Source organism: Streptomyces cathayae (assembly GCF_029760955.1).
Lineage (GTDB): Bacteria > Actinomycetota > Actinomycetes > Streptomycetales > Streptomycetaceae > Streptomyces > Streptomyces cathayae.
In genome coordinates this window covers 414,243-433,815 of sequence record NZ_CP121682.1, presented here as the reverse complement: position 1 = coordinate 433,815, position 19,573 = coordinate 414,243, and the positions used below count along the sequence as shown (strand labels likewise).

At 70.4% G+C, this 19,573-nt stretch carries 14 protein-coding genes and 1 pseudogene; 7 read left to right on the top strand and 8 right to left on the bottom strand.

Annotated features, from left to right (window positions below; all coding sequences use genetic code 11):
• Positions 1–370: 370 nt before the first annotated feature.
• Together PYS65_RS02030 and PYS65_RS02025 are read right to left on the bottom strand one after the other, a co-directional pair.
• Positions 371–1,738 (bottom strand): DUF6056 family protein, encoded by a 1,368-nt coding sequence (locus tag PYS65_RS02030; protein WP_279331968.1) that lies wholly within the window; start codon positions 1,736–1,738, stop codon positions 371–373.
• Between the two features lie 250 nt (positions 1,739–1,988).
• Positions 1,989–3,416: a glycosyltransferase gene (locus tag PYS65_RS02025; RefSeq protein ID WP_279331967.1), complete on the bottom strand. Its 1,428-nt coding sequence runs from the start codon at positions 3,414–3,416 to the stop codon at positions 1,989–1,991.
• Between the two features lie 667 nt (positions 3,417–4,083).
• Here PYS65_RS02025 and PYS65_RS02020 point away from each other — a divergent pair.
• From PYS65_RS02020 to PYS65_RS02010, 3 genes are all read left to right on the top strand, one after another.
• Complete coding sequence (locus PYS65_RS02020; RefSeq protein ID WP_279331966.1) at positions 4,084–4,887, top strand: polysaccharide deacetylase family protein; 804 nt, start codon at positions 4,084–4,086, stop codon at positions 4,885–4,887.
• Positions 4,887–6,068, top strand: a complete 1,182-nt coding sequence (locus PYS65_RS02015) for a YncE family protein (RefSeq protein WP_279331965.1) — start codon at positions 4,887–4,889, stop codon at positions 6,066–6,068. Before PYS65_RS02020 ends, PYS65_RS02015 begins: the two co-directional genes overlap by 1 nt.
• Before the next feature lie 357 nt (positions 6,069–6,425).
• A complete protein-coding gene (locus PYS65_RS02010) occupies positions 6,426–7,982 on the top strand; it encodes a N,N-dimethylformamidase beta subunit family domain-containing protein (protein ID WP_279331964.1) in 1,557 nt (518 codons plus the stop codon).
• 432 nt (positions 7,983–8,414) lie between these two features.
• Here PYS65_RS02010 and PYS65_RS02005 read toward each other — a convergent pair whose 3' ends face one another.
• From PYS65_RS02005 to PYS65_RS35025, 5 genes and pseudogenes are all read right to left on the bottom strand, one after another.
• Entirely contained in the window at positions 8,415–8,852 is a 438-nt protein-coding gene (locus tag PYS65_RS02005) for a hypothetical protein (protein WP_279331963.1), read from the bottom strand.
• 355 nt (positions 8,853–9,207) lie between these two features.
• A complete protein-coding gene (locus PYS65_RS02000) occupies positions 9,208–10,701 on the bottom strand; it encodes a DUF6056 family protein (RefSeq protein WP_279331962.1) in 1,494 nt (497 codons plus the stop codon).
• A 1,723-nt stretch (positions 10,702–12,424) separates the two neighbouring features.
• The gene (locus PYS65_RS01990; protein ID WP_279331961.1) at positions 12,425–12,871 is read right to left on the bottom strand and encodes a nitroreductase family deazaflavin-dependent oxidoreductase; all 447 of its coding nucleotides are present in this window, start codon (positions 12,869–12,871) and stop codon (positions 12,425–12,427) included.
• Between the two features lie 215 nt (positions 12,872–13,086).
• On the bottom strand, positions 13,087–13,305 hold the full coding sequence (locus PYS65_RS01985) for a hypothetical protein (protein WP_341483650.1): 219 nt from the start codon (positions 13,303–13,305) through the stop codon (positions 13,087–13,089).
• 28 nt (positions 13,306–13,333) lie between these two features.
• A pseudogene (locus PYS65_RS35025) lies at positions 13,334–13,405 on the bottom strand (IS6 family transposase); the annotation flags it as partial.
• Between the two features lie 170 nt (positions 13,406–13,575).
• Here PYS65_RS35025 and PYS65_RS35020 point away from each other — a divergent pair.
• The 3 genes from PYS65_RS35020 to PYS65_RS01970 all read left to right on the top strand — a co-directional run bounded on the left by PYS65_RS35020 (position 13,576) and on the right by PYS65_RS01970 (position 15,738).
• Entirely contained in the window at positions 13,576–13,791 is a 216-nt protein-coding gene (locus PYS65_RS35020; protein ID WP_423836063.1) for an NAD(P)-binding domain-containing protein, read from the top strand.
• Between the two features lie 147 nt (positions 13,792–13,938).
• A complete protein-coding gene (locus PYS65_RS01975; protein WP_279331959.1) occupies positions 13,939–14,931 on the top strand; it encodes an LLM class flavin-dependent oxidoreductase in 993 nt (330 codons plus the stop codon).
• 459 nt (positions 14,932–15,390) lie between these two features.
• Positions 15,391–15,738, top strand: a complete 348-nt coding sequence (locus PYS65_RS01970) for a hypothetical protein (RefSeq protein ID WP_279331958.1) — start codon at positions 15,391–15,393, stop codon at positions 15,736–15,738.
• Here the strand turns inward: PYS65_RS01970 and PYS65_RS01965 are convergent.
• Positions 15,702–17,006, bottom strand: coding sequence for an amidase family protein (locus PYS65_RS01965; RefSeq protein ID WP_279331957.1), 1,305 nt, complete (start codon positions 17,004–17,006; stop codon positions 15,702–15,704). The two genes, PYS65_RS01970 and PYS65_RS01965, sit on opposite strands and share 37 nt — an antisense overlap.
• Before the next feature lie 289 nt (positions 17,007–17,295).
• Here PYS65_RS01965 and PYS65_RS01960 point away from each other — a divergent pair, with 289 nt between their 5' ends.
• On the top strand, positions 17,296–19,458 hold the full coding sequence (locus PYS65_RS01960) for a hypothetical protein (RefSeq protein WP_279331956.1): 2,163 nt from the start codon (positions 17,296–17,298) through the stop codon (positions 19,456–19,458).
• Positions 19,459–19,573 lie beyond the last annotated feature (115 nt).

Below are 19,573 nucleotides of genomic sequence, written 5' to 3'. Positions count from 1 at the left end.
GGTCTGTCGACCGTGCGCACCCCCGCCACCGCCGGCCTCGGCCGCCCGAGTGTCCTGGTCGTCGAGGACGATCACGCCCTGCGTGACGCGCTGCCGCGAGGACTACGACGAGGACGTCGACACCGTTCCCGCGCCGGACGGCGCGCTCCCACCCCGCGTCCGGCCACCTCCGGCATCTCCGCCGTCCCCGGTATCGGTCTGCTCGACGTCGACGACCGGGACGCGTGCCGGGCGATGCGCGCCCACAGGTCCTTTTTCCCGGCCGTCCTCCCGACCGCCCATCGACTGCCTGTCCAAGCCGTTCCACCTGACCGACCCTGCCGCCCGTCTGCGGGTAGCCCCTGGCCTGCGCTGGGCCGCACTTCGCGGGTCACCGCTTCAGGTCCGTGGCCAGTGGGTCTGTCCGGTGCCGGTGCCGAGGAGCCTCTTGCGGGCCGGGCCGTGGCGGGCCTGCTCGGGCAACGCCCCGACCTCGATGTTCCGTTCCGTCCGTGACCTTCTCCACCTGGTAGTAGCGAGCGACACAGGAGGCAGGCCATGGCCGCTCATCGCTGCCGAACGGTTCCAGCATGCTGCTGACGACGAGCGGCTTGTAGGGCAGCACCGTGGCCCCCGCTGCGGCCTGCTCCCGGAGCAGGCGGTCCTGGCTGTCCCAGGCCCTGGCTCGCACCCGCATGTCCGACTCCAGGTCGTGCAGGGACACGGCGAGTACGGCCGTGACGCACACGCACAGGATCGCGGCGGCCGCGGCCACCGGGACCGCGCCGCGCCGGTAGTGCCGCACCGCCAGGTTCCCGAGGAGACCGCCCGCGCCGACGAGCAGGAGGAGCAGCGGGAACAGGTAGTCGTTCCACAGCCTGTTGGCGGTCGCGACCGAGGGGCCGAACGCCGGATAGGCGATCACCGTGCACGCGTATCCGGAGAACAGCAGAGCCGCCGCCCCGGATACCAGAAGCAGCGGTGCCCTGCGATCGGGCCGGGGGACGCCCCCGTCCGCGCGGCGGGCGAGGACGCCGATCAACACGCCCACGGCGATCGCGCCGACGTACTGCCAGGTCGTCATCAGGGTGTGGAGGACCTGCGTGTATTCCCGCAGCGAAGCGAAGACTGATTCGGGCGTGAACATGGAATCCGCGTGGTGACGTGCGCGGCGATTCCGTGAGCCGGGGGAGGTGAGGAGCACGGCGGTGCCGATGAGGATGCCCGCGCCGGCGGCGGCGCACCAGGTCCGTACGAAGGCGAGCTGCCCGGCCGGGAAAAGTCGGCGGTCCAGCAGCAGAGCCAGGGTGAGGAGCACCAGGGCGACCACGGAGGTCTCCTCCGACAGCGTGCCCAGGACGGCTCCGACGGCGCACGCAAACAGGACGGCGAGGGCTTTTCCGCGCCGCGAGGTCGCGAGCAGGGCCGGCATGGTGGCCGCGACCGCGAGCACGGGCGGGAAGGTGTGGGAAATCGATGAGGCCGGCCAGAAGAAGGTCTTGTACGTGTTCGTGGAGGCGAAGCAGAAGAGGGCCAGGACCGTGGCCGCGGAGAACAGCGGGACGCCCCGGGGCAGTCGCCACCCGGTGCGCCGCAGCAGTGCCGCCGCCCACGCCCACAGCAGAACCAGCATCACGGCCGCGCTGATCCCCGCGTACCACTGCTGGCCTGTCACGCCGAACGTGGCGTAGGAGGCGACGAGCACGCCGTTGGCGATCCGTCCGTTGCCCGTGGAATAGAACTGGTCCACCAGAGCCATGAAGCCTTCGTCACGTACGAGAGGCAGGAAGCACCACTCGTCGGCGCTCGGGCGTACCCACCGTGCGAACCATGAGGCTCCGCCGAAAAGCGCCAGCGGAACGAGGGGCAGCAAGGCCGTACTCGCCGGGACGGCGCGCAGGGAAGAGCGGGTCGGGCTCCCCCTGCTCCCGTGTCCGCTCGCATCCGTATCGGTCTCCTCGACGGGCCGCACGGGCGCCGGGTGTTTCCCGGCATCCGGGCGAGCGGCGTCAACTGAGGGCGGGGTCTTCCCGTTCCGCCTGGGCTGGACCGTTCGGAACGGTACCCGCAGGGTCCGTCGGCCGCCGGCCGGAGTTGATGGCCCAGCGGACGAGTAGGAAGGTGATCGGCGTGACGAGGACTCCGGCGGCAAGGGCGGCGACATTCTTGTCCATTTCGAGTCGGCTGACGGCCACGTAGAGAAGCGCGCCGGAGGCCACCAGGTTGAATCCGCTGGACAGTGGATAGCGGAGAAACGCGCGCCAGGTCGGACGGGTCCGGACGGTGAGGCAGGAGTTGAGCAGGAAGGAACCGACGGTACTGACCGAATACCCGATGACATGCGCCGCGAGATACGGGATCCACAGGTGCAGGGTGGCGTAGACGGCCAGGTATACGGCGGTGTTGACGAATCCGATCAACACGAAGGTCGTGAACTGCCGTGTTGTCGCGAGACGGCCTTTCGAATGAGTGAGCGATCCGGGGTGCGGAGGGCGGGGCCCCGGGGCAGGGTGCTCGTCGGTTTCCCGGATCACGAAGGAAGGGCGGCGTTTCACCTCGTGGTAGATGCGGCCCACGTATTCACCGATGATCCCCAGGGTGATCAGCTGGATTCCGCCCAGCCCCACCACCGCCATCAGAAGTGTCGTGTAGCCGGGGACGACGGCCCCGTGGAGCGCCACGTCGAAGGCCACCCACACCGCGTAGACCAGTGCGGCCAGAAAGCACCAGAAGCCCGCGTAGATGGCCAGCCGCAGGGGTCGGTTGTTGAAGGACAGCAGCCCGTCGATGCCGTAGTTGAGCAGACGGCGACTTCCCCACTTCGAGCTGCCGGCGAGCCGCTGGGCGTTCCGGTAGGTGAAGGTGACCGTCGTGAAACCGATCCAGGAGAAGATGCCCTTGGAGAACCGGCTGGTCTCCGGCAGCGACAGCACCGTGTCCACCGCCTGGCGTGACAGCAGCCTGAAATCCCCGGCGCCGTCGAGTACCTCCACATCCATGAGGCGGCGCACCAGAGCGTAGTAGCAGCGGCTCAGCACGGTGCGCGTCATGCTCTCCCCGTCGCGGGTCCGCCGGGGGATCACCTGGTCGTACCCACGTTTGTGGAGTTCCAGCATCCGGGGGATGAGTTCCGGGGGGTGCTGGAGGTCCGCGTCGATGAGGACCACCGCCTGCCCCCGGGACATGCGCAGGCCGGCGAGCATCGCGGCCTCCTTGCCGAAGTTCCTGCTGAGCACCGTGTATCTGACGCGTCGGTCGCCGGCACCGAGGCCGCCGATGACGTCCCGCGTGCGGTCGGTGCTGCCGTCGTCCACATAGCAGATCTCGTAGTCGAGGCCGACCTGGCCGAGAACCTTCCGGACAGCCGCGTGGAACCTCTCGATGACGGCGGCCTCGTTGAAGCACGGTACGACCACGGAAAGCTGAGGACTCGCCAAACCAGTCTCCTGACCGAGCACGCCTGGGCGGTCCTTTCCGCCGCACGGTGGTGGGACGGTTGGCCCCGGCACGGGCAGGGGCCGCACTCCCAGAGGCATTCGACCCGTATTCACCGGCCCAGGAACGCAATCACACGACTACGCGCCTGCGGATGACCCGTTTGGCCTTGTCGGGCGGCGTGGTGGACATGGTGTCGTCGCCGGTGGGGGACGCACACGTCGGATCGCATGGCCCTGCCGTAAACGGTTCGGGTTCTGGGGCATGGGTGGTGTGAGCGATCCGGTGGGAGGCGCGCGGCGTCTGTCGCCGTCGGCGCAGGAGGCCGTGCGGTTGCGGGCGGTGGCCGCGTCGGCGGCGGGGCGGGACCGTGAGGACGCGGCGGCTGGTGGGAGAGCTGATCGTGAAGCTGCACCGGGCCCGGAACCGGGGCGAAGACGAGAATCCCATGAGTTTCTTATCAATAGGGCAGATGGGGGGACCTCGAAGCCGAAGCCGTGAAGCTGGCAATTATTTCTGATTGTGCTGGCATGGGAAATGAATCTCAGGTGCGTCCTCTCGCCTGCCTGGCTTTTGGTGCGTAACCATGGGTCTCATGGGATGCCTCATTTGCCCTGCGGTGAAATCTTCAATGCGCATATTCCGATGATTCCGCCTTACGGTATGCGCATGAACGGTCGCGAGACACCGGTGCACCGCCGCAGCGCGCTGCGCTCGGGCGCCGGGGCGCTCCTGGCAGGCGTACTCACCGCAGGCTGTACGGACAACCGTGGTACCGCCCCTGCCTCCCCTGTCCACGATGCCCCGCCTCCTGGTGCGCGGAAAGCCCCGGGTGCCGTACGCCCCGCACAGGGGCCCCGCCGCTTCCCCGGCCGCCCGGTCCAGATCGAGTACGGCCCCCGTGACCGTGCCCGCGTCGCCCTCACCTTCCACGGCCAGGGCGACCCCGCCCTCGCCGGCACCGTCCTCGCCGAAGCCGAACGGACCGGAGCCCGGCTCACCGTCCTGGCCGTCGGCAGCTGGCTCGACGACCACCCCGCCATGGCCCGCCGGATCCTCGACGGTGGCCACGACCTCGGCAACCACACCCAGAACCACCTCGACATCTCCACGATGGACGAGACGCGGGCGTACGCCGAGATCATCGGCTGTGCCGAACGCCTGCGCCGCCTCACCGGCTCCATCGGCACCTGGTTCCGCCCGTCGCGCACCCGGTACGCCACCCCGCTCGTCCAGCGCCTCGCCGTCCGGGCCGGTTACCCGCACCTCCTCTCCTACGACGTGGACTCCCTCGACTTCACCTCTCCGGGCGTCACCGCCGTCACCCGCAAGGTCGCCGGCGAACTGCGTAACGGGTCCGTGGTCAGCCTGCACTTCGGCTACCCGGACACGGTTGCCGCACTGCCCCTCCTGCTCACCGAAATCAGCCGGCGCCGACTGCGCGCGGTGACGACCACGGAGTTGCTGACCTGATGCTTCCCTCCCCGCACACCACCGCCACCGCCCTGCTCGCGGGCGTGCTCGTCGCCGCACTGGCCGCCTGCGCCGGCGACGAAGGCCGACCCGCGCAGTCCCGCACCGAGGCCACGGCGCTGACCGAGCCCGGGCGGGCCGATCCCCCGCAGGGACTGCCCGGGATGCCACCCGTGCTCGACCCGAAGGACATCTACGCGGCCGACCGGGCGGGAAAGCTCGCACCGGCGGTCAAAGACTTCCCGTCCCGGGTGTACGTCCCCAACAACGGCTCCCACACGGTGTCGGTGATCGACCCGTCGACGTACAAGGTCATCGAGACCCTCCCCGTCGGCAACCAGCCGCAGCATGTCGTCCCGTCCTGGGACATGAAGACCCTTTGGGTCAACAACAACCGCGGAGACAGCCTCACTGCCATCGACCCGGCCACCGGGAAGACCGGCCGCACCGTAAAGGTCTCCGACCCGTACAACCTCTACTTCACCCCGAACGGCAAGTACGCCGTCGTCATGGCCTCGATGGACCGTGAACTGGTTTTCCGTGACCCGAAGACCATGGAGCGGGCCAAGACCGTCCCGGTGAGCTGCGCGGGTGTCAACCATGCCGACTTCACGGCGGACGGACGGTACTTCATCGTCTCCTGCGAGTTCTCCGGCGAACTCCTCAAGGTCGACACGGAGAAGATGAAGGTCGTAGGGCAGCAGAAGCTGCCGATGAAGGGTGCGATGCCACAGGACGTCAAGCTCTCGCCGGACGGCAAGACCTTCTACATCGCCGACATGATGGCGCACGGCATGTGGGTGCTCGACGCCGAGAAGTTCACCGCCCCGAAACTGCTGCCCACTGGCAAGGGCTGCCACGGGCTCTACATCAGCCGCGACTCCAGACGGATGTACGTCACCAACCGGGACGAGGGATCGGTCTCCGTCTTCGACTTCGCAGCCGACAAGCTGACCGAGAAGTGGCACCTGCCCGACGGTGGCAGCCCCGACATGGGCGGAGTGTCCGCGGACGGCAAGGTGCTGTGGCTGTCCGGGCGTTACGACGCCGAGGTGTACGCGATCGACACCATCAGCGGCAAGCAGTTGGCCAGGATCCCGGTCGGCGACGGACCTCACGGGCTGGCTGTCTTCCCGCAGCCCGGCCGTTACTCGCTCGGCCACACCGGCGTCTTCCGCTGACCGCACCGCACCGTTCGCTCCGGAAAATCTGACCACGTCGGCAACGCTCGACGAAGGGCGGAACAGCGGCGCACCGCGAGGCCATGCCCTCGGCCGAGCACCGCGCCCACAAGGGTCTGAGCAGTCGGGCCGATCGGCACCCCGTGACGGCGTACCGGCCCGGGGGAGCAGCGACATATGCCGCAGTCGCGATGCCGACCGTCCTGGGAGCTTTCGGGTCCATGGAAATGCCGGAGGTCGTGGACTCGTCCACGATGGCGACAAGAGCACAGCCCTTCACGCACGTGGTACGGATCTGTGCACGTCTCTCTGGGCGGTTCGACGGACGCGACGGACGCGACGGACGGTATGGACGGTATGGACGGAAATACGGAGCACCTCGAAGACGAGGCCGACAGTCCCGGGACCGCGCTGAGTCGCAGACGTTTTCTGGGAGCCGTCGCCGGGGCAGGTGCCTGCGCCGCCGGTACGGCGCTGAGCGGCTGCGACGCACCGGCGGGCGGGGATCCCGGGGCTTCGACCGGGCCGTCCGAGCGTTCCCGGCATGGCGACCCCGACTGGCGTCTGCGCGCGACGGGCCGGCCCGAGGACGTCGTCGGCTACACCGACAAGTCGAGTGTCCTGCCGGGAGAAGGGTTCGGGCTGTACGTCTCGACCACCTCCCCCGTTTTCCGCGTTTCGGCGTACCGGGTCGGCTGGTACGGCGGTGCACAGGCCAGGCTGGTCTGGCGCTCCGAAACGATGGACGGCCGGGTCCAGGCTGCGTCGCACCTGCTCTCCGCCACGCGTACGGTGCGAGCCGGATGGGAGCGGACGGCCGAGGTGCGCACCGAGGGCTGGCCGGAGGGCGCCTACCTGCTGCGGCTGGACGCTTCGAGCGGCCACCAGCGGTACGTCCCTCTGATCGTCCGCTCGGCGACCGCCAGGGGGAGGACCCTGCTGATCCATGCGCCGGCGACCTGGCAGGCGTACAACCTGTGGGGCGGCTACAGCCTTTACGAGGGCGACGACGGGTCGTACGGAATGCGTGCCCTGGCCGTCTCCTTCGCCCGGCCCTACGACAGCGACGGAGCCGAGAAGTTCCTGGTGCACGAGCGGGCCGTGGTCGTCCTCGCGGAGCGGCTGGGCATACCGCTGGCGTACACCACCGGCGTCGACATCCACCGAGACCCGGCGGTGCTGCGGGGTGTCGTGTCCGCGGTCACGCTCGGCCACGACGAATACTGGACACCCCAGCAGCGGCAGTCCATGACCCGGGCCCGCGACGCCGGAACCAATCTGGCCTTCCTCGGCGCGAACACCTGCTTTCGACGGATCAGGCTCGAGGAAGGGGACCGCACCGTGGTCTGCTACAAGACCGACCACCGCCACGATCCCCTGTATCCCCGCCACGGCGCCCTGGTGACCACCGACTTCCGCCAGGCACCCGAGCCCGACCCGGAATCGTCCTTGACGGGAGTCCTCTACGAGGGCTATCCCGTGAACGCCCCCTATGTCGTCCACAACGCCGATCACTGGCTCTTCGCGGGCACCGGAGTCAAGCGGGGTGACTCCTTCACCCATCTCGTCGGCGTCGAATACGACCGTGTCACCCCGGGATCGCTTCCGGACGCGCCGATCGAGATCGTCGCCCACTCCCCGCTGGTCTGCAACGGGAGGAGAAGCCACTCCGATTCGGCGTACTACACGATGCCGAGCGGGGCCGGGGTCTTCGCGTCCGGGACGATGCGATGGGTCGAGGGCCTGATGGCCGGGACGGGGGAGAACGGCCGCAACCACGGCATGGACGCGCGCACCGGAGCCTTCGTGACCCGTACCACCGAGAACCTGCTCCGGGCCTTCGCGGAGGGACCGGCCGCCGGGACCAGGCCGGCACCCCGTGACAACGTGCGCGAGGTCTACGGCTCGGCCTGAGACGGACGTGCATGCGCCGACCGGCCGGCCGAGCCGAAGCCGGCCCCGGTCACGCCGGGTCCCCGTCGGCCCGTCACTGCCGCACGACGGAAAGAAGCCGGAACAGCCCGTTGAAGAGCCGACGATTTCTCCTTCGACGACGACGGCGGCGGGGTTCTCCTCCGGTACGTCCGCCTCAAGGCCGACTGTGCGGTAGCCGCTGGGCCATCGATGCAGCGGTGCGACGGCTCCCCGAGTGGTCCTGCCGACGCCGTTGGCCCCACGGGCTGAGGACCTCACCCCGCCGCACGGTGCGTCCGGTCCCGTCAACAGCCAGGAGGTCCGTGTCCGGGTACCCCTTCGTCAGCCTGGAGGTACGGACAACGACCGGAGCGTCCCACTCCTGCGCAGGCCGGCCCGGAACGGTCCTGTGGTCACCCCTCTCGGGCACCGTCATCGCCGGCCCCGCCGGATCCAGTGGGCACGGCGCTGGTCGCGGCGGATTGGGGGCGCCCCCGGGGGCGGCGCATCGGGGTACGGGAGGTCACCACCGGCTGGGGAACCCGGCTCGGGAGGAGGTGCACCGGGTGGGCCGTCTGTCGGTGGGTGCAGTCCTTCCAACGAGTAGTCCGTTGTCGCGATGCTGTCCACGAGTTGCTGTTCGGTGTAGTTCTCGGAGCCGGGGACATGGGGGACGAAGCCGATGAGGACCCCCTCGTCGACGATCTCCGCATCCAGCCCCGCCACTCCGCCGATGTCCCAGAGTGCTTCGACCCCCTCATCGAGGACCACGCGGATTCCGAACTCGTAGACTCCTGCCTCCACGAGATGGGCCATCACACCACGGGCACGCAGCAGTTCCACCATGCGACGGGCACGTTCCGCATCCATATCGGGTGCACCTCCTACGCGGACGGGAACCCAGGAGGCCAGCCGGGCCCCGCCCCCGAGCAGGGGAGCAGCCGTATCGGACAAAGGGCCTGCGGCCCGGGAGACTTCTCACCGGTGGCCCCGGACGTAGTGGCCTGGAGCGGACCCGGGACAGCCACGCCCTGTCCCACCAGTCCCGCGGCCATGTCGTGGACATCGGTGATCCCGTCCGGCACGGTGAAGGCTGCTCCTGACCTGCCCCGGACAGCCGCCTGGGCCGGGGCGACCGGGCGGTCCCTGTCGCTCGCCTTCCGCTTCACGGTACTCCGCTCCGGTTCGGTCCGTGCTCCCCGCGGGGCTGTGGCCGAGGAAGGCGTCACTGCCAGGGGAACACCCGTGCGGGGGTGATGCGATCCAGGTGGTAGTACCTCGCCACACAGCGGCTGGGCCAGCCCCCGTCCAAGGGCTCCGTCATCTTGCTGATCGGTGTGGGCCGGTACGGCAGTTCCCGGGCACCACGCTCCGCCTGGGTGCGGAGCCACTGGTCCTGGCGGTCCCATTGATGTGCTCGCATCCGCATGGTGTGTTCAAGCTGGTGGAGGGAGAGAGCGGACACGACGCACACCAGGCCGCAGACGGCCGTGCCGGCCACCACCAGAGCCACGGGGTGCAGGGTACGTCGTCGCAGTCGGTGCCCCAGGAGCACGCCGATGCCGAGGAGCAGCAGGATGTAGAGGAACCGGAAGTCGTTCCACAACCGGGTGGAGGTCGCCACTGCCGGGCCGAAGACGGGATAGGCGGCGAGGGTGCAGAGGTAGCCGGAGAGCAGGAACGCGAGGATGGCGGCGTTCGTCAGCAAGAGGTGTTTCACCAACGGGGCTGTGCCGCTGCCCGCCCTCGTGGCGAGCGCGCCCAGCAGGATGCCGACCGCGACCGCCCCCGCGTACGGCCAGGTGGTGAGGAGGGTTTCGAGGATTCGGACGAAGCCCTTGGCGGCCCCGATCAGGGATTCGGGAGCGAGTAGGGACGCCATCCCCGCATCGCGACCATGCCGTCGGTTGCGTGACCCCGGAGACGTGACGAGCACCAAGGTACCGATCACCGTTCCCGCGGTTCCCACGAGACACCAGAGCCGTACGTAGCTTCGCCGGGGTCCGGGGACGATCCAGCGGCCGAGGAGCAGCACGCCGCTCAGGAGGACCAGCACGCAGACGGAGCTCTGCTCCGAGAGGGTGCCGATGAAGACGCCGGTCAGGAAGACGACGAGCAGCGCAGTGATCTTCGTCGTGCGTGATCGCGCTCGGAGCAACGGGATCACCGCCGCGCCGGCCAGCACGGGTGCCAGGGTGTGCGAGACCGAGGCCGCCGGCCAATAGAAGGTCTTGTAGGTGTTGGGGGACGCGAAGAGGAAGAGGACCGTCACCATGGACGCCACCAGGAGCGGCACCCCCCGTGGCACAGTCACGCCGGCCCGGCGCGCGGCCGCGAGGGTCACGGCCCACAGGACGCCCACCACCACGAGGCCGCTGATCAGCGCGAACCACTGGTGTCCGGGAACACCGAAACGCGCGTAGGCCCAGACCAGCAGGGCATTCGCGACCCGCCCGTTGTCATGGACGTAGAACTTTTCGAGCATGCCGGTGAGACCGCCGTCGCGCACCACGGGCAAAAAGCACCACTCATCCCCACTGGGCCGGACCCAGCGCCCGAACCACATGGCCGCGGCGAGCAGCCCGAGAGGCACCAGGGAGAAAACCGCAGCCCAGTGCTGCGCCCACGGTCGTTCGGGTCGGGTGCGTTGTCTCCGGGTGGGCTCACCGGCCTTGTTCGACTGCTCGGGGTCCGTGGTTCCGGGCCCGTCGAAGACCATGCGTGGTACTGCCTTTCATCGATCGGTCGGGCAAACCGACCACCGTCCGGGGTGACGGCGGTCCTCAGGCGGCGTCGGACTCGTCCGCACGCTGTCCGAAATCGTCCGGCACCTGTCGTGCGACGCCGTCTTGGAGGTGATGGCCCACCGGGTGAGCAGGAGGACAACGGTGTGACGAGGGTTCCCGCAGCCAGGGCGGCAATATTCTTGTCCGTGCCCAAATGGTCGACGGCGAAGTGGAGCAGTCCACCGGCGGCCGAGAGGCCGGCGCCGCTGCGACAGCGGGTAACGGACGAACGCCTGCCAGGTCGGTTCGGTCCGGCAGGTGAGGCAGGTGAGGCAGGTGAGACAGGTGTTGAGGAGGAACGATCCCAGCACGCTCACCGCCTGCCCAGGCGCATGGGCCGCTGGACGGGGCCCATCTGTTCAGCGACATGTAAACCGCCGGACAGGCGACCGCACTGAGCCTCCGCCAACTTGAAATCGCAGGTCAAAGGGCTGGTATGAGCGTCTTCCGGGGTGCTCACGCTGGTCGTGGGCGATGGTCTGAGATGTAGATCGTTTGTCGGTGGTTGACTTCGAGATTCGTCAGAACGAGCAGGGCGCGCAGGAGGTGGGTGGCGCCGGGCGGGCTGAGTGCGTGGGCACTGCTCCCCGCCCACCGCAGCAGCCCCGCCGGCAAGAGCGCCCCGACGACCGCGGGCGCGAGCGCACGTCGATACGTCATCGTTCTTTTCCCCGCCCGCCCGCATGCGCGGGCTCCCATCGGACGCCCGCCGACACGTGCGGGCTTCCCTCCACCTGCTCAACGGGTGCATGGCAAAAGCGTCAGATGTGTCAGGCATCCAGAGCGCGGTGCACGCCGGGACCGGGTCGAGGGCGCTCCGTGTCCGGGCCCTGCGCGGCCAGGGGCAGCCCCAGCCTTCCCATGCTTTCTGCGGCGCCACCGAGCGCGGCCCTCATCCAAACACCGGCACGGCTGGTTGCGGCGCCCACCCGCTACGCCCGCGACGATGAGTTCGGTCGCTGAGCGCAGCAGGACTGTGGGGCGAGCAGCTCCGTGCGATCGCCCGCGGCTCGACAGGCCGACCGACCGCCACCGTGCCGGAGCTGTTCCAGCTTCTTGATCCTATGGCTCCACGAGCCCGCCCTGTGGTCATGTGCCAGACGGGCTCCAGCCAGTCGTAGGGCTCCTGTGGTTCTTGGGGTGGGGATGCCGAGGTCGACGACGGGGCGTCGGGTGCGACGGTGGGTGTCGTCGCGCTTGGCGCCGAGGAGTCGGAGGGTGAGGTCGAGCCCTTCGATCTCACCGGCCCAGCCTTCGGCTTGGGCGCGGGCTCTGCCGGATCGGTCGGTCGGCTTCGACGAGATCGAGGACCTTGTGCCGGAACTCGGCCGGGTAACTGCGGGGCACAGAAGCCTCCCTGAATGTCCGGGCACCATCTGTCCAGCAACTGGCCTGGACCGCGAGCGGGTGGAGGAAGCCGCCGTCCGCTCAAACGGTCCATCGGCGGCGCGGTCCCCGAGGCGGCGCAGGTCCTCCTCGACGTCACCGACCGGAACGCCCCGGAGGCGCGGGAGGCAGGGGAGAGCCCGCCGCGAGGGGGAGCGCGGCGGAGCCTGAGGCACGCGCGCCCAGCCGCCGGTGGTTGTTCATGCGCACCGGGCCGAAGAAAGTGTCTCCGGTGCGCGCGAGCGCCCCGCCGGCCGGGTCACCGTCGCTTCACTCCTCCCTCGCCTCCAGCACGAACACGGGGATCTCCCGGTCCGTTTTCTCCTGGTACTCGGCGTAGGGAGGGAAAGCCGCGACGGCTCGCTCCCACCAGTCGGTCTTCTCCGCCCCGGTCACCTCGCGAGCTGTCATGTCCTGCCGCACCGGTCCGTCCCGGAGTTCGACCTGCGGATGGGCCTTGAGATTGTGGTACCAGACCGGGTGCCTGGGCGCTCCGCCCAGTGAGGCCACCACCGCATAGCGCCCCTCGTGCTCGACCCGCATCAGCGGGGACTTGCGCAGCTTGCCGCTTCTGGCGCCCCGGCTGGTCAGCAGGACTACGGGCAGGCCGGTGTCCCGCAGAGTCGTTCCCTGCGTTCCGCCGGAGTTCTCGTACAGCTCCACCTGCTCGCGCACCCACTGTGTCGGACTGGGTTCGTACTCGCCCTCGAGAGGCATGGCATCCGTCCCATCGTCGTCGCGTTCCGCGGCTGACTCGGTTTCCCGTGCACCACCGAAGCGCACGGGACGCATCCGCTCCGGGACCAGTCTCGGTCGCACCGGCGCAGGACCCCGGTCGTCACGGCGCCGTCGGCGTGTCCACGGCACCGTGATGCGCGCCCGCACCGTCGGGTGCTGTCACGTTGTTGGGTTCGCAGGTGCCTGACGGTGTGTCATGGCATGGTGGGGCCCGCGGTACGGGCCTGGGTCCAGGCCGTGGCGGGCCGGCCGACAGTGCTGGTGATCTGGCCCCGGATGGCGAAGCGGTGGCGCATCTCGGTGCGGTAGCCGGTAGCGGTCATCCGGTGGCGGCGGGGCCGGAAGCGCGGTGAGACCTGGCCGAACGCGGACGGGGATTTCTGGGTTCTGCCGACTGCGCGGAAGCCCTTCATCGGGGAACGACAACGGGAAGCGGACCTACAGCCACACGCAGGGGGAGATGACCTCGGCCGGGTACCGGTGCCCCCGGTACGGCGGCGACGCGCTCCCCACGGTGGAGTGGACCACCCTCCGCTTCCTCCGGCAACGGACTGCCACCCACCTCGAGGACCTGCGGAGTGCGCTCGCGGCCCTGCCCGCGCGCCTCGCCGCCTCCGTTGGAGACCGGTGAACCGCGGAAGGACAGACACGCAACTCGGCGTCATCGGCGCAGGGTGATCGGGATGACGCCGACGCGCACATCCGGCGCCGGTGGACACGCGAGGTGCATGTGGCGAACTCCCGGGACCCTGAGACCGGCGGCGCCGCCGTGCGGGAATTCGGGGCGCGCGGCGACCGCGGAGGACGCCGTCCGGGGCAAGGACGTCGTCATCCTGTCCGTCCCCTTCGAGCGCATCCCGGACGTGACCGTCCCCTTTCCGCCACCGTCCCCGCGGTAGCGACCGGCTTACCGCTCGATGCCCCCGGCGGGCCGGTGGACAGGGGCGCCGAAATATCCCGGGCCTCGTCAGTGTTCCCGGATACGGGCACGGTCGGCGTGCCCGCGCCGCGTACCGGTGTCTGTCCCTCCGAGAGGTCTGCTACCCGTGACTGTCCCGCTCTCCATTCTCGACCTGGCGCAGATCGGCGAGGGCGAAACCGCCGCTGACAGTTTCCAGGCCAGCGTGACCATGGCCCAGCACGCCGAGGAGTGGGGCTACCGGCGGATCTGGTACGCGGAACACCACAACATGCCGACCATCGCGTCCTCGGCGACCAGCGTGCTCATCGCGCACATCGCCGCGCATACGCGGACCATCCGCCTCGGCGCCGGCGGCATCATGCTGCCCAATCACGCACCGCTGCCGATCGCCGAACAGTTCGGAACCCTGGCGACGCTGCATCCCGGCCGCATCGACCTGGGCCTGGGCCGGGCGCCGGGCAGCGACCAGCAGACGATGCGTGCGCTGCGCCGAGACCCCGGGTCGGCGGACACCTTCCCGCAGGACGTGCTGGAGCTGCAGGGCTACCTGGCAGGTGAGTCCCGCATCCCAGGTGTCGACGCCACACCGGGCAAGGGCACCGACGTGCCGTTGTACATTCTCGGTTCGTCCCTGTTCGGTGCGAAGCTCGCCGCCGTACTCGGGCTTCCGTACTCCTTCGCCTCCCACTTCGCCCCGGACGCACTGCGGGACGCCGTCGCCCTCTACCGGCGCGAATTCCAGCCGTCGGCGCAACTGGACAAGCCGTACGTCATCGCCGGCGTCAACGTCATCGCGGCGGACACGACGGAAGACGCCCAGGAACATCTCCACGCCACGAAGCGCCACCGCGTGACCCAGATGCTCGGGCGAGGCGGCCGGACGTTCACGCCGGAGGAGGCGGACATGATCCTCGAGACCCCCGCCGGACAGCAGGTTCTGCACATGTTCCAGTACACCGCCGTCGGCAACCCCGCCGAGGTCAGGGATTACCTGGACCGCTTCACCGAGCTCGCCCAGGCGGACGAGCTGATCATCGTGTCCTCGGCCATCGACAGGAAGGCATGGCTGAGGTCGCTGGAGTTGCTGGCGGAAATCAGCGGACAGGCATCCGCCTGACGGGCCGGGGGGAGGCTGTCGAAAAACAACTCCTCGGTTCCGGGCACGGGTTCATCGGCCCAGCGTGTGGTCGGCGATGGCGGCGAGTCGGTCGGCCGTGGTCACGGTGATGGCGCCGGCGGGAATGGTGCGGTCGAGGAGCTGAAGGACTCGGGTGGCCTCGCGGACGGCGCCCCGATCGGCGCCCCGGAGGTTCCCAGGAGTGCCGCGAGTGGCGGTTGGGGAACATCCCAGCGGGTCTGCGGGTCTGCGGGTCTGCGGGGCTTGAGGACGCCGAAGTTTCCCCGACCCACGGCAGGGGCAACGAGTCAGACGCGAGCCTGACACCTGGACCTGCGCTTGCCGGTGACCTCATCCGCGCTGGTCGGAGTGGGTGTGGGGGTGTACGGGGTGTCGAGCGCGGTCGGTCGGGTCTGCGCCGTCGCGCGGCTGTCGACCGACGCGACAGGATGACCAACCGTGCTGCTGCGACCGGCCCACCTGGGCAGGGCGAACGCGTTCGCCCTGCTGCGCCTGCTGCCGATGAGCGATCGGGACACGGACGTGGAGCTCCTCACCCTGCGCCACCGGCTGTCGGTGCCGGAGCGCCAACTCGGTGAGGAGAAGGTGGGGTTCAGCCCGAGCGACCGGGCGTTCCCGGTGGCGCTGCCGTACCGGCTGCCGGGCCGGACGGATGACGTTCTCGGCAAGGACGACGTTGCTGGCCGAGGTGGTCGTCGGGGCAGCACTTCCCGCCTCCGGCAGGGAGGCGGGCAGGGGGCAGGACGGGGTCAGGACGGTGCCAGAGCCGCGGAGTCGGCGGTGTGATCGGCGAGTGCGGCGGTCAGGGCGCGATCGCTTCCGGCGGTCGCGACGAGACTGAGCCCGACGGGGCCGGCCGGGCTCTGCACTCCGGGCAGGGTCAGGACCGGCAGGCCCGCCACGCTTGCAGCGCAGATCAGCTGCACGGTCGCGGTACGCAGTGCCATGCCGGTGACGGCCGGGCCGGGCGGGGGAGCCGCCGTCGGGGCCGCCGGCTGTACGAGCGCGGTTCCGGGCGGGATCAGTTCGGCGAGTGTGCTCCGTGCCTGGCTCACGGTGTCCCGGGCCCACGCGAGGTATTCGGCCGGCATGCCCTCGCCCGCAGCGATGGCGTCTGCGACGAGGGGCGAGACGGCCTCGCGGTGCGCCTGCAGCCAGCTGCCGTGCAGCTGCCACATCTCCACGGCCTGGAGGACACCCAGCGCCTCCGCCCACTCCTCGAGATGTGCGGCGCAGGTGCTGCTCCTCGGCTGCAGCGGGACGGCCAGCCGGTCCGCCCACGCGTGGGCCGCGTCGTGCAGCGGCAGACGCAGTGCCGGGTCCACCAGGTCGAACAGGTCCGTGGCCAGGAGCAGCCGTTTGATCGGCTGAGCGGGTCGCCGCGGAAGGAGCACGTCGGACACCCGGCTGAGCAGTTGCGGTGTTCGGGTGATCCAGCTCACGGTGTCGAACGAGGGTGCGAGACCGATCTGGCCGGTGTCCGGGACCAGACCGTGTGACGGCCGCAGGCTGTACAGCCCGCAGTAGGAGGTCGGCACCCGCACCGAGCCCGCCGTGTCGGTGCCCAGACCGATGTCGGCCAGCCCCAGGGCGACGGCGCTGGCCGAGCCGCTCGAGGACCCTCCGGGGACCCGCCCGGGCGCCGCGGGATTCGGTGGCATCCCGTAGTGCGTGTTGAGCCCGGACAGGCCGTAGGCCAGCTCGTCGGTCCGTGCGATACCGGTGACGTCCGCCCCTGCCTGCAGCAGGGCCTGGACGGCCGCGGCGTGGGCGGACTCGATCGGCGCCTCGCGCAGCCATGCCGGATTTCCCGCCCCGATCGCATGGCCGGCGACGGCGAAGAGGTCCTTCACCGCTACCCGGGAGCCGGACAACACGCCCCCCGTGGGCGCCGCGACCAGCGGATCACCGACAACACGCCAGACCGATGGGTCGATCTCCCCTGGAGCCGGGACGTCATCGCGGGGAGCGCTTGTCGTTCCACCGCTGTCGTGGCGTGGCGGGACCAGGAGCGGCACGTCGGCAACGGCAGGACCCGGCTGCTGGGCAGGCATGAGTGACCTCTACGTGATCGGGAGGCAAGTACGTACAACAGTTTGTACAGGATGGCCCCCGCCTGCGGCTCTTGCCGGTCGGGTCCAGGCTCATCAGCGCCACCACGCGAATCCCGCCCCGACCCGCCCCACCTCGCCCGCCCCTGCCGGTTCCGTCCCCCGACCGGCCCCGTCGCCGCTCCGCCCGGTGTGCCGGGGAGCGGGCCGCACAGACGTATCACTCGCTCGATCGGGCTAACCCCGGGCCCGGAAGGATCACCGGGGCCGCCCGCACTCATACGCTCCACGAGTGACTCGTACGAACGCCTTGAACACCGGCCGCGACGACTTCCTCAGCTGGGCGACGGGGGAGAGAGGCGTCGCACTGCCGGTGCGCCTCACGGACGCTGTGCTGACGATGCTCGCGCTGCGCGGAGCGGACCGCAGGGCGGGTGTGCCGGAGCCGACCCCCGGCCTGCTGCGGCAGGTGCTGCACGAGGACCTGCCGCAGCTGCTGTGCGCCAGCGACGACGAGCTGGACGCCCTGCCCGGCGTCCTCGGCACCCTCGCCGACCGGGTCCGGGCAGCGGGCCGGCTCAACGCCAAGCGTCACGCGCGCCTGCTCGCCGCCGCCGAGGACGCCGTGCCCGGCTTCCGCCGCGCCATGGCGGACCCGGCGAACCTGACCTGGCACCGCTGGTACGCGTCGCTGCTGACCGCCGACGGGGTCGACCCGGACGACCCCGCCGCCGTGGGGGCCTGGCTCGACGCCCACGAGAACACACCGCACGCCGACCGGCCGGTCCCGCCCGAGCCGCTGCACCGTTTTGACCTCGCGGAACGGACGTTCGCCGTGCGGATCCGTCTCGGCGAGGCGCTGCTCGCCGCGTTCGCCCGCGACACCCGCGAGGCATCACCGGCGGGCCCGCTGCTGCCCACACCGCCGCTGGACGACCGACGCCCCGACGACGCGCTCAGCAGTGAACTGGAGCGCATCGCCGATGCGTTGACCGACCGGTGGACCGCTGCGGGACTCGCCGAGGCGTTCGCCGCCCGGCACGCCGCACTCGCCCCCGCCCCGGAGACGATGCCGCACGTCACGCTCGCCGACCGCATGCTCGACGAACACCTCGACTACTACGGCGACGCGTCCGTCCCGCTGCCGCCCCCGCCGGCCGTCCCGTCGCCCGACGAGATCCGGGACCTGCTGCACGCCGCCCCGCTCCCCGCGGCGCTCGCGGCCGGGACCTTCGACGACGAGCTGCGCGACGTTGCGGAACGCTGCGGCCTGCCCGGCCCCGCCACCGCCGTGTGGGCCGAGGGCACCCCGCAGGAGCTGCTCGAGCTGGCCGCCGACGTCCTGGCCGCCCAGGCCGAACGGCTGCCGCCGGTCACCGGCCCGCAGGAGGCGTACTCGTTCGACGCGGCGCACCTCCTCTACTCGCTGTACGAACGCGGCAGCACCCCCGACTCGGTCGCCCGCAAGATCGCCGACGCGAAGTCCGACGGTCTGCCGCCCGAACTGGAGGACGCTCCGACGCCCGTGTCGCGCAACGCCCCCGACGCCTACGCGCTCCCGTCGCCCGAGGAGCTGTCCGCACTCCTCGGGCTGCCCGCCGTCACGGACGCCGACCGCGCCGAACTCGACGCCCCCGCAGGCGGACTGGCATCGCTCGTGGACCAACTGGCCGCCACCGGCTGCGTCTTCCGTACCGGCGACACCTACGGGCTCACCCCGCTCGGCGCCGCCGTCATGCGCCACGTACTCACCGCCGGCCATGTGGCCGCCCCCGACCAGGAAACCGTGGCGGAGTGGAACGCGGCCGAGACCGTGGCCGCCACCCGCCACTGGCCCACCCGGATCGCCGCCGCCACGCTTGCCGCGTGGGCCGCGCACCGCGGTGGAACGGACGAGGCATGGGGCGAACTGCTCGACGCCGTCTCCGCGGCCAAGGCCGACGAGGCCGACGCCGCCCGCACGTCCGAGTACTTCGCCCGCCTCGATGTCGCGGCGATCCCCGACACGGTGCTGCGCGCCGCGCTCACCGACCCGGTGACCGGGGCCGCCGCCTGCGGGCTGCTGCTGGCCCGGGGGGAGTCCGTCCCCGAGGACACGGTCCCCCTCACCGCCCGCGCCACGGTGCTCGTCGAAGAGCTGGACCAGCGCTGGACCGACGACATGCTCGGCCATATGAAGCGCCGGCACGCCACGGACGAGACGGTCACCCCGGCCGCGGCCGACACCCCGCCGACGACCCTGCTCCCCGCCTTCGACACGGCCGCCGCCGCCTGGCCCGGCGGCGCCGCAGCCCTCGTCGACGCCCTGGCCGAGGCGGACCCGGGCACGTCGCTGCGCATCCTGGACACCCTGCACGCCCACCACCCGGACCGCACGGTGGCAGACGCGGCGGCCCACGCGAAGAAGACAGCGCAGCGGGCATCGAGCAGCCGGCGGTCGAACGAGCGAACCTGAAACCCCGCCAACCTGTTCTGACCAGCTGATCACCCCCCGGGCAACGGGGGGGGGGACCTCAGGCGGGGCCGCCGCTCCGGCACGATTGCCCGAACGGTGCGGTAACAGCTGTTAC

Excerpts from the sequence above, each read along its gene's own strand:
- PYS65_RS35020 (WP_423836063.1), top strand. The coding sequence starts at position 13,576 with ATGACGCCGACGCGCACATCCGGCGCCGGTGGACACGCGAGGTGCATG.
- PYS65_RS02000 (WP_279331962.1), bottom strand. The coding sequence starts at position 10,701 with ATGGTCTTCGACGGGCCCGGAACCACGGACCCCGAGCAGTCGAACAAG.
- PYS65_RS02005 (WP_279331963.1), bottom strand. The coding sequence starts at position 8,852 with ATGGATGCGGAACGTGCCCGTCGCATGGTGGAACTGCTGCGTGCCCGT.
- PYS65_RS01985 (WP_341483650.1), bottom strand. The coding sequence starts at position 13,305 with ATGAAGGGCTTCCGCGCAGTCGGCAGAACCCAGAAATCCCCGTCCGCG.
- PYS65_RS02015 (WP_279331965.1), top strand. The coding sequence starts at position 4,887 with ATGCTTCCCTCCCCGCACACCACCGCCACCGCCCTGCTCGCGGGCGTG.
- PYS65_RS01990 (WP_279331961.1), bottom strand. The coding sequence starts at position 12,871 with ATGCCTCTCGAGGGCGAGTACGAACCCAGTCCGACACAGTGGGTGCGC.
- PYS65_RS02020 (WP_279331966.1), top strand. The coding sequence starts at position 4,084 with ATGAACGGTCGCGAGACACCGGTGCACCGCCGCAGCGCGCTGCGCTCG.
- PYS65_RS02030 (WP_279331968.1), bottom strand. The coding sequence starts at position 1,738 with ATGGCTCTGGTGGACCAGTTCTATTCCACGGGCAACGGACGGATCGCC.
- PYS65_RS01965 (WP_279331957.1), bottom strand. The coding sequence starts at position 17,006 with ATGCCTGCCCAGCAGCCGGGTCCTGCCGTTGCCGACGTGCCGCTCCTG.
- PYS65_RS02010 (WP_279331964.1), top strand. The coding sequence starts at position 6,426 with ATGGACGGAAATACGGAGCACCTCGAAGACGAGGCCGACAGTCCCGGG.